The following is a 12,251-nucleotide window of genomic DNA, read 5'->3' on the forward strand; positions in this document are numbered from 1 at the left end:
CTGGTTTATTAGACCTGCCTTGAAAATAAGGCAGGAGGCAGATCGCTTTTAGCGTCTCCCCTTCTCCCAAAGGGAGAGGCTAGCGCCAAGGGAGAAGGCAGGAGGAAAAGACATTTTTATTGTTCCTTGTGAGCGCAGCTCATGAAGTCTCTTGCAGAATTATTTTATGGTAATATAGAGGGTTTTTAGCTTGATTAGACTCACTTATGCGATACGAGCAAACAAAAAAACTATCAAATCGAGCCTGGCAAGCTTTTAATTCTCACCTTAAAACAAACGATCGCTTATTTCCCAGAGTTGAGACTATCTAAAACTTGCTGAAATTCTGCTGTAGAATGAATTGCGATCGCACTCTTACTATAAAACAGGCGATCGGTGTGTTATGCCAATACATCGGGTGTTATGCGAATACGTCGGCGTGTTATGCCAATACGTCGACATGTTATGTTAATACATCGACGTGTTATGCGAATACGTCGGCGTGTTATGCCAATGCATCGACATGTTATGTTAATACGTCGACGTGTTATGCCAATGCATCGACATGTTATGCCAATACATCGACGTGTTATGCCAATACGTCGGCGTGTTACGTTAATGCATCAGAGCGATAGCTCATCCTCCAGAAGTGAGATTATCTAAGAGTTGCTGAAATTCTGCTGTGGAAGGAATTGCGATCGCACTTTTATGAAGCATTTTTAGCACAGATGGTTCTTCTATCCTATTGATAACTTCAACAATAGAGCTTGGCACTTCTCCAAATCGCATTTCTAGGACTGTAATGATGCTTTCTCTAGCAGTTTCAACAATTCCTTCTTCTTTTGCTAGCCTTTCAATACTAGTTACGTAGCGCATTTTACCCAAGCTTCCCCTCCATCCAGTAGCAAAACTTTTGCGACTTTATCGACCAAACGCCTCCCAATTTCTGCATCTGGTTCTAGCTGTTGCAGTTCTATGTCCAAAAATTCATAAGGTCGCGTGCAGTCGATTTCAGCATAGGCTTGGGTGAAAAAGAATTCCAGAAAGCGGGGAAAATATAGCTCATTAACTTCTTTCCAAGGACTATCGTAATCAGTAAGTTGCTCGGTCATGAACTAAAACAAAAAGTACCTCTGTGCCATTGGTAAAATTGTCGCAGGTTCACAAATCAGCAACTCACCATCAGCCCTGACTTGGTATGTTTCTGGATCTACTTCAATGTGGGGTAGTGCATCATTCAGCTTCATATCCCGCTTACTCAATTGGCGTGTCCCAGAAATAGCTACTGCTGCCTTTTGTAAACTTAACTGGCTGGGAATTTCCTTTTCTAAAGCTGCTTGGGAAACAAAAGTTAATGATGTGGCATGACGCGCCCCTGCAAAACTTCCAAACATCGGTCGCATATACACTGGTTGCGGTGTGGGAATACTGGCGTTAGCATCGCCCATTTGCGCCCATGCAATCATTCCGCCTTTAATGACTATCTCTGGTTTCACGCCAAAAAATGCAGGACGCCACAAACATAAATCTGCTAATTTTCCCTCTTCCACTGAACCCACATATTCAGCAATTCCGTGAGCGATCGCCGGATTAATCGTATACTTAGCAACATATCTTTTTGCCCGAAAATTGTCTGCTTTTTCCTCTGTTCCTTCTGGGTTAAGAGTTCCGCGTTGCACCTTCATTTTGTGAGATGTCTGCCAGGTGCGAATTATCACTTCGCCTACCCTTCCCATTGCCTGGGAGTCGGAAGAAATCATGCTAAATGCGCCTAAGTCGTGCAAAATGTCTTCAGCAGCAATGGTTTCCCGACGGATGCGAGATTCGGCAAAAGCGACATCTTCAGCGATCGCAGGATCGAGGTGATGGCATACCATCAACATATCCAGGTGTTCGTCTAAGGTGTTGAGGGTGTAAGGACGTGTGGGATTGGTGGAAGATGGCAGAACATTGGCTTGGCCACAAACTTTGATGATATCTGGTGCGTGTCCCCCGCCTGCGCCTTCGGTGTGGTAGGTATGGATAGTACGATTTTTGAACGCAGCGATCGTATCTTCCACAAATCCGGCTTCGTTCAGCGTATCAGTATGAATTGCTACTTGTACGTCATATTCATCGGCAACGCTGAGGCAGGTATCAATTGCTGCGGGTGTAGTTCCCCAGTCTTCATGAAGTTTTAATCCCATTGCACCGGCAGCTACTTGTTCTACAAGTCCTTGGGGTTGACTAGCGTTACCTTTGCCCAAAAATCCTAAGTTGACGGGAAAAGCATCAGCAGCTTGCAGCATTCGGTAAATATTCCAAGGGCCGGGAGTGCAGGTAGTGGCATTTGTACCTGTAGCTGGGCCAGTACCACCGCCTAGCATGGTGGTAATACCGGAAGCGATCGCCACTTCAATTTGTTGGGGACAAATAAAATGAATATGGGCATCGATACCGCCAGCAGTGAGAATCATTCCTTCACCAGCTAAGGCTTCAGTACCGGGGCCAATAATAATATCTACATTATTTTGAATATAAGGATTTCCGGCTTTACCAATTTTGAAAATCTTGCCATCTTTAATGCCGATATCCGCTTTGACAATACCCCACCAATCGAGAATTAAGGCATTAGTAATTACTAAATCTACAGCACCATCGGCATTAGAAATGGGGGATTGTCCCATTCCGTCTCGGATGACTTTACCGCCGCCAAATTTCACTTCATCGCCGTAGGTAGTGAAATCTTGTTCAACTTCAATAAATAATTCTGTGTCTGCAAGTCGGATGCGATCGCCTACAGTTGGCCCGTAAGTTTCGGCATAGGCACGGCGATCCATTCTGTAACTCATAACTATTCCTCACAAACTGCGAATTTGGAATTTTTCAAACCCGATCTGAAAACCATTCCCTTCAGGCGAGGCACACATTACACCTACACTTACTGTTTCTGCTGGAGTCAAATAAGCGAGCCGCAGCATTGTATACTCAGTTCCATTCAAAGAGTATTCCACCTCTATTGCTGTGCCGCGTCGAGTTACACGCACCCAAATTGCAGATGGATTTTGCGGTATTGGAATAACAGACCAATCTGAGAAATTCCGTGTAACTACTGCGCTAATTTGTTGCACACCATTGACAAATTCAATGCCACATTTTAACCAATTCAATTCATCTGAACGTATCATCAAGCCAGCTTGATCGTATAAATCCTGATACTGTCCACTGACTTTAACTTCTACAATAAAGTCACCTTGAATTTGTTGATAAAAAAAGTGACCATTATCTCGAATAAAACCGTAGTGAGTTTCCCGCCAGAAATCTGTTTTTGCGCCGGAAGTGATAGCGATCGCTTCATCTTTCACTTCCCAAACAGGCGGTTCATTGTACCATTCCATTTTCATAACTAAAGAGAACCGTTAATTTTCGCGTTGAAGCCGTAGACTTTGCGAGTACCGACTAAGGGGATTAGAGTTATTTCTTTTTCGTCGCCTGGTTCAAAGCGGACTGCGGTTCCTGCGGGAATATCGAGGCGCATTCCTCGCGCTTGTTCTCTGTCAAAGTTTAAGGCGGTGTTGACTTCATAAAAGTGATAGTGGGAACCAACTTGTATGGGGCGATCGCCTGTATTTGACACTAGCAATTTTATAGTTGGACGACCAAAATTTAGTTCAATTTCACCTGTTGGTGTGATAATTTCCCCAGGAATCATAATAAATTAAAAACTAAAAAATTAACGAATTGGATTATGTACTGTCACTAACTTTGTGCCATCAGGAAAAGTTGCTTCTACCTGTACTTCATGCACCATTTCTGGTATCCCTTCCATGACATCATCCCGCGTTAAGAGAGTTGTACCATAACTCATTAATTCAGCTACAGTTTGCCCATCCCTTGCACCTTCTAAAATGGCAGCAGAAATATAAGCGATCGCTTCAGGATAATTCAGTTTTAAACCCCTTGCTTTACGTCTTTCTGCTAATAAAGCAGCAGTAAAAATTAATAGCTTATCTTTTTCCTGCGGCGTAAGTTGCATTCTTGCCTCTTCCTTCGCGTCCTTCGCGCCTTCGTGGTTCGTTCAAAGCTGCCACACTCTTGGTATACAATTACCACGATTTAAAAAAGAAACTCGCAGCAACTGCCAAACATTAATAAACCAGTTTCTAACCTCAGATGTAGAAGTACCGCGATATCGACACAATAATCCATGTTGTAACCGACTAACACCCGCTTCTCCTTTCCCATCCCATAAATTTCGCGTTTTTTCGACAATTTCTCCTGAAACTGCGCCACCAACCCAAACTAGACTACCTACTATTGGTTTTCCAGCCAAACCGTGGGGACTGTGAAAAGTATCTTCGCTACCCCGTAACCATTGCCGATCGATCCACAAAGGAACATCTTGTTGCCAAATTTCCGTGTGCGATCGCCATTCTCCTTGCAAGAATTTTTCTCCTCTAGCACTGCGGCCAAATCGGGTAATTTCCCAGCCTAACCAACTGCCCCCGGTTGCTAATTCTACCCGTAAATCTTGCCGATAAATCGCGTCGTTAAATAAAATTGTCTCTTGCGGCAACCACTCCAAACAAGCGCCAGTATCAACTTGCATCTGGATGGTTTGTCTAGCTTGTAAGCCATTACTGCGATATATCTTACTTGCAGCAGCTGTAGTGATTAAAGCTTGGGTTTGGGGTTGGAGGTGGATGTTAGAGGATAAGCGATCGCCTCCTACCATTCCCCCAGCCGTGTGTAAAATTACGCTATGACAAATTTCCCCTTCTGGATAAAATGGACGTTGTACCTTCAGGGGTGCTTGTTGGCGATCGTAAATTAATTGGGTTTTACCCTGGCGATCGGCATAGACTAAATTAAGTTTGCCATGCCAACCTTCTGCTATTTGCGGATTGCAGGTCATTTATAAATTCAAGATTAAAGTTCAGATATCTTATATTTATTTAATGCATTATCTGCTACTTTACTTGCAATTTATCATTGTTTTTCGCCAAGGTGTACGCTAGTGCGATAGACCATATAAATAAAACCACTCTCATCACAAAAGCGCTGATATAATTCTTGAAAATTATCAATAAGCTGTTCGTATACCGAGCCTTCACGCGGAAGGTAAGAAACACTCATTGCTCGTCCGATAAGTCCAGTTAAATCTAACTTTTGTCTATAAGTAAATTTATATTCACGGATATTAATAAAATGGGGAGTTACTAACAATGGCTCTACCGATTGCATTCGAGATTCTGCTGGATGATTATTAGATGCTTCGCGGACTATTCGGCTATATTCTGTAGTTAATGCATCTTCTCGATCGCGGTTATTCCACACCACAGCCAAGCGTGCTGATGGTTTTAAAATGCGGTGAAATTCCAATAAAGTTGGTTCGGAATTGAACCAGTGGAAAGCTTGAAAACAAGTAACTAAATCAACTGAATTATCAGGTAGTTGGGTAAATTCTGCTGTTCCATCACGAAACTCTATCAAAGGATGTGATTTAGCAGCTTCTCGCATCGCCGCGTTTGGTTCTATGGCTATAACATTAACCCTCCGTTCAGCTAACAATCTGGAAGCAATTCCTGTACCTGCACCAATATCTGCTGCTACGAGTTGTGAATTTTCACCTAATCCTTCCAAGATAATATCAATTGCATCTGCGGGGTAGCTTGGTCGATATTTTACATAATCCTCTGCTCTGTCAGAAAATCGGTTGAGTGGGTTTAAGGTATGTAAGGGGGTTGTTTCAGGATTAATTTGGCTCATGGGTTTTGATGTAAAAGTAAAAATGAACCTGTTAGTTGGGCATATTTTCAGGGAAGCATAGAACTGTAGCTCATGAAATGCGTCAATCTACCAGAAATTATGACAGCTAAAGTGATAAGTATTTGCAACCTCAAGGGTGGAGTTGGTAAAACTACCATAGTCATGGCATTAGCAGAATACTTAGCAGGCGATACAATGTACAAAAAGCGTGTACTTGCTATTGACCTTGATCCTCAAAGTAATTTGACTAGTGCTTTAATGTCAGAAGAGGTTTGGGAAAAAGAATTTGAAAGTAAAAAATTGACATTGCCTTATTTATTTAAAGATCCTGAATATTTTTTAGAAAATATTAAAAATGAAAATTTTATAGTTAAAAACAATGTTTCAAATGTGAGAAACAGAAATTCCTTTGCCCACTTACATCTGATACCTAGCAGCCCAAGGTTATTTGAAATTCAGGAAGAATTGCCATCAGGTTACTATTCTTTTAACATTAAACCTGTTGATCTTATTCGTAGAATCCTCAAACCATTATTGAAGAATTATGACTATATTTTAATAGACTGTGCCCCAAATATTAACACAGTAGTTAAAAGTGCATTTCTAGCTAGCCATGCTTGTATAATTCCTTGTGTACCAAACCGAATGTCAATTCATGGATTAGATTTATTACTTGAACATATTGAAAAGTTTAATAGAGATTATGTATATAACTTAAAAACCGTTGGAACATTAATTTCTCGTTACAATCGAACTATAGCCCAAAGTGAAAATTTGAACTCTATTATTGTTAATCCTTTCTATCCACAAGTTTTTGAAACCAAAATTTTAGAAAGAGCCAAAATAGCAGAAGGGTTAGAGTTGAGTAGTTATTTGACATATAAACAAAAATATGATGATTCTCATGATTCTATGGTGAAATTAACTAAAGAATTTATTCAGAGAGTAGGTAAATAATGGAAGCATTACAAATTGCAGATTTATTAAGAGCGATCGCAGAAGCTATAGAATCCGATCCAAAACTTGCTAAGGCTGTAGAAAAATGTCTAACTAACAGTTTAAATGCTCAAAAAAGTAAAGATTCATCCGACGCAACACCAAAGCAGTCAGAGGCTAGTAAAACTCTCCAAAATGGCGATATTACCCTAACTGAATGTCGGCAAATTTTACGCAAACAGGGTGAAGAACAACTGAGGTTTTACTTAACTGAGCTAGGAGAACAGGTTAGAGAATTATTGAAACACGGTCAACTTGACCCGAAACGCTCTATGCGCCGCCGGAAGGATTTGAATAGTATTATTGAGCATATTATTCAAAAATTGCAAGCTCAAGATAAAAGCGGAAAACTACTTGCAGCCTCAATCTCTAAAATATGATGCAGCTTTATTAATTCCTTTATTGCTGTTCTAACCAAGCTATCAAATCAGTAACTTCTGAAAAATCTAACAACGCCTCTCCCAAATTTTCTAACTGTTCAGCAGATAAATTCCGAATCTGCTCGACTAACGATCCATCAATATCACCAAAGCGCCGCTTAAGCTGACGACTAATCAATTTAAAGGCTTCTTTTTGAACGATATCTTGATAAATTACAGACTTTTTCATAATATCCTCCCGCAAAAATTGCCGAACCAAATCTTTGTCAAATCGCAAACCCGCCAGAATTTCTACACAACCTGCGATATTTTGTCGCTCCTCCCTATCTGGAATTGTAGCGACTTGTTCAGCCACTTGTGCCAGTAAAGTTTGTGGCGAGTCAGTTCGCGTCAAACTTGCTAAAGGTAACAGTGCCGGATTAGCTAAAAATAGTGTTGAATCTTGCTCCCAAAGACGAACAACCTGATATTGGTGAATCGTCCTGTTGTCCCGATATTCTTCAGTAAAAACGATTTCGTTAGTAGTTTCTTGCAAAAAGATTAGCACTTGCACTACAGGACAACGGTACTGACGCTTCAACCTCACAGAATAATCGAGCATTCGGAAATTCAGCGCCGGATTAGATTTTGCCAAAGTTTGAAATTCAATGTGCAAAATTTGGTTAGCTGCTTGCAAAAATGTCACAGTATCCGCGCGAATTCGTTCAAGCGTGAGTTCCGTTTTTAAGACTTCAATTTCTTACACCTCTATCCCAAGTAACCAACGCACAAACTCTGCTGGGTACTGTTCAGCTAAATATTTACAAGCTTTGTCGTAACTCACCCATCTTCTCTTGACACAAAAAACAGCCACCTCCATAAAGGAAGCAGCTGTTTTACAAATTATCTAACTACAAAGTATTAGTAATCGAAGTCGCCGCCACCAGCACCAGCGCCAGCAGGAGCGCTATCTTTAGGCTCAGGCTTGTCAACTATAATACATTCGGTTGTCAACACCATACCAGCGATGGAAGCAGCGTTTTGCAGAGCAGAACGAGTCACCTTAGCAGGGTCAACAATACCAGCAGCTAACAAATCGACGAATTCGTTTGTCGCAGCGTTGTAGCCAACGTTGAAGTCTTTTTCTTTCACGCGTTCAGCGATTACAGCACCATTCTGACCGGCGTTTTCAGCAATCCGCTTCAGAGGTGCAGGTAAGGCACGAACGACAATCAACGCACCAATCAACTCTTCATCCTTAAGATTGCTCTTCGCCCAAACTTCTAATTCAGGAGCAAGGTGAGCCAGAGTTGTACCACCGCCAGGAACGATACCTTCTTCCACAGCAGCTTTGGTGGCGTTGATAGCGTCTTCTAGGCGCAACTTTTTGTCTTTCATTTCGGTTTCGGTTGCTGCACCAACTTTCACTACAGCAACACCACCAGAGAGTTTAGCAAGACGCTCTTGTAATTTCTCTTTGTCGTAAGAAGATTCGGTTTCATCGATTTGACGACGAATCTGTTCTACACGAGCCTTAACAGCAGCTTCGTTACCTTCGGCAACAATTGTGGTGCTGTCCTTGGTAATGGTGATCCGGCGAGCTTTACCCAGGCTATCCAGCTTGGTGTTATCTAGCTTCAAACCAGCATCTTCAGTAATTAGTTGACCACCAGTTAAAACAGCGATGTCTTCTAGTAGTGCTTTGCGGCGATCGCCAAAGCCAGGAGCCTTAACAGCAGCCACGTTGAGTACACCGCGCAAACGGTTTACTACCAAGGTTGCCAAAGCTTCTTTTTCAATATCTTCGGCGATAATCACCAAAGGACGACCAGCACGAGCTACTTGCTCTAATACTGGCACAAGGTCTTGTACCAAAGCGATTTTCTTATCGGTCAGCAGTATGAAAGGCTCATCAAAAACCGCTTCCATCCGCTCAGGGTCGGTAGCGAAATAAGGAGAGATGTAGCCTTTGTCAAAGCGCATCCCTTCAGTGATTTCCAACTCGGTGAACATAGATTTCCCTTCTTCTAGGGAAATTACGCCTTCCTTACCCACCTTGTCCATTGCTTGGGCAATCATCTGACCAACTTCTTCGTCATTACCAGCCGAGATCGCACCAACTTGGGCAATGGCTTTGGAATCTTCCACTGGACGGGCGTGTTCTTTGATTTTGTCTACCAAAAAGGCAGTAGCTTTATCAATACCACGCTTGAGCGAAATTGCGTTAGCACCAGCTGCAACGTTCCGCAAGCCTTCTTTGACGATCGCATGAGCTAAAACGGTAGCGGTGGTAGTACCATCGCCCGCAGCATCATTGGTCTTAGAAGCAGCTTGACGAATCAGAGCTACACCAGTGTTTTCAATGTGGTCTTCTAATTCGATTTCTTTGGCGATCGTTACACCGTCATTAACAATTTGCGGTGCGCCAAATTTCTTTTCTAGGACTACGTTACGACCTTTGGGGCCAAGGGTAACAGCTACAGCCTCAGCCAGGATGTCAATGCCTCGTTCCAAGGCGCGACGGGCGTTTTCGTTGTAGATAATGCGCTTTGCCATAGGTGTCTAAATTCCGGGAGTAAGTCAATTTTTTTCTTGAATTGGGCATTGGGTATTGGGCATTGGGCATTGTCTTTGACATTCCCTATTGCTTATTCCCGACTCCCCACTAGATAACAACTGCTAAAATATCTTTTTCAGAAAGCAGTACATATTCTTCGGTGCCTAGCTTGATGTCAGTGCCAGCGTACTTAGAGTACAGCACCTTATCGCCGACTTTAATTTCCAATTCCTGACGGTTTCCATCGTCATTACGCTTGCCAGGACCAAGGGCGACTACTTCCCCTACTTGGGGCTTTTCCTTGGCGGTATCGGGCAAATACAGACCACCTGCGGTCTTTTCCTCAGAGGCGTTCACTTTTACGAAAACGCGATCGCCTAAAGGTTTAACTGTAGAAACGCTTAGAGATAAAGCAGCCATAATTATTTTCTCCAGAGTTTAGCACTCTCAACTCCTGAGTGCTAATTTACCGAAAAGTGGCGTCCAATGGCAAGAATGCCTTGAGTACGGGTTCCCGAACTAGAGAGTCATAAACGTACTTAAGTATAAATGCTTAATTATTTCTACCTTTCAGGTTTTGTTCTGAAAGTTACGAAGAGAGTAGGGGTAGGGAGTTAAGAGTTATGAGAATTCTTTCCCATTCCCTGTTCCCCACTCCCAGTCAACTTTATTTGCAAAGCTTGCAAATTGTTATAGAACTGTAATCAGGGAGCCGCTCGATGAGTAACAATACAGTGACAGCGATCCAGTCCAGCCATCAAATTCTCAAAAACATTAAATCTCTGGAACATAAGACCCTGAGTAATTGTGTAGAAAGTTTAGGACTTGCAAAAATTCAGCAACACATTTTTATTTGCGCTGACCAGGCAATTGCTGCTCAAAACGAGCTAGTCTGGAATTCTGGGATTACTTAAAAAAAGCGACTTAAAGATTTAAAATTCAATGAGCCGCACTAAAGTCATTCTATTTGCGTCTATAAAACTAAAGCCAATTGCTTGCGTGTTTCTTGTTCTAGACCCATAATGGTGGTTTACCCTGATGGTGTCTGGTATCGCCAAGCAAACCCGGAAGTTACCCTGCGGATTATCCGAGAACACTGAATAGGCAATAAGGTGGTAGAAAAATATGCGTTTTCAATCCATCTTTTGCCAGAAACTTCCCTAGTTTCTTGTGAACACCTCATAGAGGCTTAACAACCAAAAGATATGGTATAGCAGTAAGCTTTAAGAAAGTGCGGGTTGGTTTTGAGGTAGGGTCATCTTTAAGCCAATACTTACTTGTGAGTCCGAAAGATTATTATTTAATCAGTGTTTTTTACCCCGCCCCTTTCAAAGCGATATATAATAGCGCATTATAGATACTACTGCTATACGTATCCTTGCTGGACTTTTGCTATCGAGCTACTAGTCTATTGAAAGTGCTCGGCATTTTTGAGACTTCGAGACAGTAAAGGCAAGTTAAGTAGGAAAAAGGACAACATCTCGAATAACCCACCATAGAGGATAAATATTCAAGACTTTGATGGACCGAAGCGCGACAAGTGCCACTGCTATGAAAGAGCCCAGCATGAAAGATCACAAACGACTTCTATTGATTGATGATGACCCTAACCTCATCTTGCTGGTGAAGGATTACTTAGAATTCCGGGGATATGAAGTCATCACCGCTGAAAATGGACGTGAAGCTCTGGAAATTTTAGAGCAAGATGTTCCAGACATGATCATCTGCGATGTGATGATGCCGGAAATGGACGGATATACTTTTGTGGAACAAGTCCGGCAAAACGAACGCACCAGCTGGATTCCGGTTCTTTTCCTTTCAGCTAAGGGACAAAGTGCAGACCGAGTTAAGGGTCTGAACAAAGGTGCTGATGTTTATATGGTCAAGCCCTTTGAACCAGAAGAACTCGTAGCGCAAGTTGAGTCCTCGCTGAAACAAACTATCCGTTGGAAAGAACACCAAGCAAAAGGAGGCGAAAACGGTTCCCGCATCCAGGTTCCCTTCGATGTGCAATTAACCCCAACCGAACTGAAAGTAGTCCAGTTTGTCGCTAGGGGTTTAGCTAACCGGGAAATTGCTGAAGAACTAAATGTTAGTCAGCGCACGGTTGAAAGCCATGTGTCCAATATGTTGGGCAAAACCAATCTCCACAACCGCACTGAACTAGCGCGGTGGGCGATTGAAAATCAAATGGCCTAAAATCGGCAACGAGTACTGAGTGCTGAGTGCTGAGTGTTTTTGACTCAGCACTCATAACTCAGGAATCAGCACTCAATTTACCAACCATCTTCTTCAGGGCTGGATTGGTGCAAAACTTCTAAATCTAGTTCATCCAGGTAAGTTAGGGCGCTTTCAATCTGAGAAACAGTACCTTGCAGTTCCAGATCGAAACAGCTATATTGTGGGACGTTTGCCCTTACCTGAGCATCAGCAATAATGACTGTGATACCGTAGTGAGAAACCAGTCGTGAAATGACTGGTTCCTCATGCAAGTCTTTAGGAATAAGAACCTGGATGCGAGTTTGGGTGCGTCTTTTATCTAAAATATCAGTATTAGATTTTACTTGTTTATTTGGAATTGCCATTCTAGCTTCCTATTCGACTTCTTGGAT

The 12,251-nt window shown here is 42.3% G+C and carries 16 protein-coding genes; 4 read left to right on the forward strand and 12 right to left on the reverse strand.

What is annotated here, in order from left to right; genetic code table 11:
* Positions 1-615 precede the first annotated feature (615 nt).
* The 8 genes from V7K45_RS26160 to V7K45_RS26195 all read right to left on the reverse strand — a co-directional run bounded on the left by V7K45_RS26160 (position 616) and on the right by V7K45_RS26195 (position 5,727).
* Positions 616-855 (reverse strand): hypothetical protein, encoded by a 240-nt coding sequence (locus V7K45_RS26160; protein WP_335007836.1) that lies wholly within the window; start codon positions 853-855, stop codon positions 616-618.
* Positions 843-1,091, reverse strand: coding sequence for a hypothetical protein (locus V7K45_RS26165; protein WP_335007837.1), 249 nt, complete (start codon positions 1,089-1,091; stop codon positions 843-845). Before V7K45_RS26165 ends, V7K45_RS26160 begins: the two co-directional genes overlap by 13 nt.
* A 3-nt stretch (positions 1,092-1,094) precedes the next feature.
* On the reverse strand, positions 1,095-2,810 hold the full coding sequence (ureC, locus tag V7K45_RS26170) for an urease subunit alpha (RefSeq protein WP_335007838.1): 1,716 nt from the start codon (positions 2,808-2,810) through the stop codon (positions 1,095-1,097).
* Between the two features lie 9 nt (positions 2,811-2,819).
* Positions 2,820-3,356: a DUF1349 domain-containing protein gene (locus V7K45_RS26175; RefSeq protein ID WP_335007839.1), complete on the reverse strand. Its 537-nt coding sequence runs from the start codon at positions 3,354-3,356 to the stop codon at positions 2,820-2,822.
* An 8-nt stretch (positions 3,357-3,364) separates the two neighbouring features.
* Positions 3,365-3,670, reverse strand: a complete 306-nt coding sequence (locus tag V7K45_RS26180) for an urease subunit beta (RefSeq protein ID WP_335007840.1) — start codon at positions 3,668-3,670, stop codon at positions 3,365-3,367.
* A gap of 21 nt (positions 3,671-3,691) precedes the next feature.
* Positions 3,692-3,994, reverse strand: a complete 303-nt coding sequence (gene ureA, locus V7K45_RS26185) for an urease subunit gamma (protein WP_335007841.1) — start codon at positions 3,992-3,994, stop codon at positions 3,692-3,694.
* Positions 3,995-4,036: 42 nt separating this feature from the next.
* Positions 4,037-4,873 carry an urease accessory protein UreD gene (locus V7K45_RS26190; protein WP_335007842.1) on the reverse strand — a complete coding sequence of 279 codons (837 nt, stop codon included), beginning with the start codon at positions 4,871-4,873 and terminating at the stop codon, positions 4,037-4,039.
* 74 nt (positions 4,874-4,947) lie between these two features.
* Positions 4,948-5,727 carry a class I SAM-dependent methyltransferase gene (locus V7K45_RS26195; RefSeq protein ID WP_335007843.1) on the reverse strand — a complete coding sequence of 260 codons (780 nt, stop codon included), beginning with the start codon at positions 5,725-5,727 and terminating at the stop codon, positions 4,948-4,950.
* 99 nt (positions 5,728-5,826) lie between these two features.
* On the opposite strand from V7K45_RS26195, the gene V7K45_RS26200 reads away from it, so the two are divergent.
* The gene (locus tag V7K45_RS26200) at positions 5,827-6,684 is read left to right on the forward strand and encodes a ParA family protein (RefSeq protein ID WP_335007844.1); all 858 of its coding nucleotides are present in this window, start codon (positions 5,827-5,829) and stop codon (positions 6,682-6,684) included.
* Positions 6,684-7,103, forward strand: a complete 420-nt coding sequence (locus tag V7K45_RS26205; protein WP_335007845.1) for a hypothetical protein — start codon at positions 6,684-6,686, stop codon at positions 7,101-7,103. Before V7K45_RS26200 ends, V7K45_RS26205 begins: the two co-directional genes overlap by 1 nt.
* Before the next feature lie 19 nt (positions 7,104-7,122).
* On the opposite strand, the gene V7K45_RS26210 is transcribed toward V7K45_RS26205, so the two are convergent.
* The 3 genes from V7K45_RS26210 to groES form a co-directional block, all read right to left on the reverse strand.
* Positions 7,123-7,839, reverse strand: a complete 717-nt coding sequence (locus V7K45_RS26210) for a DUF4351 domain-containing protein (RefSeq protein WP_335007937.1) — start codon at positions 7,837-7,839, stop codon at positions 7,123-7,125.
* Positions 7,840-8,003: 164 nt separating this feature from the next.
* Positions 8,004-9,638, reverse strand: a complete 1,635-nt coding sequence (groL, locus tag V7K45_RS26215; protein ID WP_190892556.1) for a chaperonin GroEL — start codon at positions 9,636-9,638, stop codon at positions 8,004-8,006.
* Between the two features lie 109 nt (positions 9,639-9,747).
* Positions 9,748-10,059, reverse strand: a complete 312-nt coding sequence (gene groES, locus V7K45_RS26220) for a co-chaperone GroES (RefSeq protein WP_100898362.1) — start codon at positions 10,057-10,059, stop codon at positions 9,748-9,750.
* A 299-nt stretch (positions 10,060-10,358) separates the two neighbouring features.
* Here groES and V7K45_RS26225 point away from each other — a divergent pair, with 299 nt between their 5' ends.
* Both V7K45_RS26225 and V7K45_RS26230 read left to right on the forward strand, forming a co-directional pair.
* Positions 10,359-10,553, forward strand: a complete 195-nt coding sequence (locus V7K45_RS26225) for a hypothetical protein (RefSeq protein ID WP_335007846.1) — start codon at positions 10,359-10,361, stop codon at positions 10,551-10,553.
* 607 nt (positions 10,554-11,160) lie between these two features.
* Positions 11,161-11,838 (forward strand): response regulator transcription factor, encoded by a 678-nt coding sequence (locus V7K45_RS26230; protein WP_012407592.1) that lies wholly within the window; start codon positions 11,161-11,163, stop codon positions 11,836-11,838.
* Between the two features lie 77 nt (positions 11,839-11,915).
* Here the strand turns inward: V7K45_RS26230 and V7K45_RS26235 are convergent, their stop codons facing one another.
* Positions 11,916-12,224 (reverse strand): NIL domain-containing protein, encoded by a 309-nt coding sequence (locus V7K45_RS26235; protein WP_335007848.1) that lies wholly within the window; start codon positions 12,222-12,224, stop codon positions 11,916-11,918.
* Between the last annotated feature and the right edge of the window lie 27 nt (positions 12,225-12,251).

Source organism: Nostoc sp. (genome assembly GCF_036917375.1).
Taxonomy (GTDB): Bacteria; Cyanobacteriota; Cyanobacteriia; order Cyanobacteriales; family Nostocaceae; genus Nostoc.

Excerpts from the sequence above, each read along its gene's own strand:
- V7K45_RS26160 (WP_335007836.1), bottom strand. The coding sequence starts at position 855 with ATGCGCTACGTAACTAGTATTGAAAGGCTAGCAAAAGAAGAAGGAATT.
- V7K45_RS26195 (WP_335007843.1), bottom strand. The coding sequence starts at position 5,727 with ATGAGCCAAATTAATCCTGAAACAACCCCCTTACATACCTTAAACCCA.
- V7K45_RS26205 (WP_335007845.1), top strand. The coding sequence starts at position 6,684 with ATGGAAGCATTACAAATTGCAGATTTATTAAGAGCGATCGCAGAAGCT.
- ureC (WP_335007838.1), bottom strand. The coding sequence starts at position 2,810 with ATGAGTTACAGAATGGATCGCCGTGCCTATGCCGAAACTTACGGGCCA.
- V7K45_RS26225 (WP_335007846.1), top strand. The coding sequence starts at position 10,359 with ATGAGTAACAATACAGTGACAGCGATCCAGTCCAGCCATCAAATTCTC.
- ureA (WP_335007841.1), bottom strand. The coding sequence starts at position 3,994 with ATGCAACTTACGCCGCAGGAAAAAGATAAGCTATTAATTTTTACTGCT.
- V7K45_RS26235 (WP_335007848.1), bottom strand. The coding sequence starts at position 12,224 with ATGGCAATTCCAAATAAACAAGTAAAATCTAATACTGATATTTTAGAT.
- groL (WP_190892556.1), bottom strand. The coding sequence starts at position 9,638 with ATGGCAAAGCGCATTATCTACAACGAAAACGCCCGTCGCGCCTTGGAA.
- groES (WP_100898362.1), bottom strand. The coding sequence starts at position 10,059 with ATGGCTGCTTTATCTCTAAGCGTTTCTACAGTTAAACCTTTAGGCGAT.
- V7K45_RS26180 (WP_335007840.1), bottom strand. The coding sequence starts at position 3,670 with ATGATTCCTGGGGAAATTATCACACCAACAGGTGAAATTGAACTAAAT.
- V7K45_RS26175 (WP_335007839.1), bottom strand. The coding sequence starts at position 3,356 with ATGGAATGGTACAATGAACCGCCTGTTTGGGAAGTGAAAGATGAAGCG.
- V7K45_RS26200 (WP_335007844.1), top strand. The coding sequence starts at position 5,827 with ATGACAGCTAAAGTGATAAGTATTTGCAACCTCAAGGGTGGAGTTGGT.
- V7K45_RS26230 (WP_012407592.1), top strand. The coding sequence starts at position 11,161 with ATGGACCGAAGCGCGACAAGTGCCACTGCTATGAAAGAGCCCAGCATG.
- V7K45_RS26190 (WP_335007842.1), bottom strand. The coding sequence starts at position 4,873 with ATGACCTGCAATCCGCAAATAGCAGAAGGTTGGCATGGCAAACTTAAT.
- V7K45_RS26165 (WP_335007837.1), bottom strand. The coding sequence starts at position 1,091 with ATGACCGAGCAACTTACTGATTACGATAGTCCTTGGAAAGAAGTTAAT.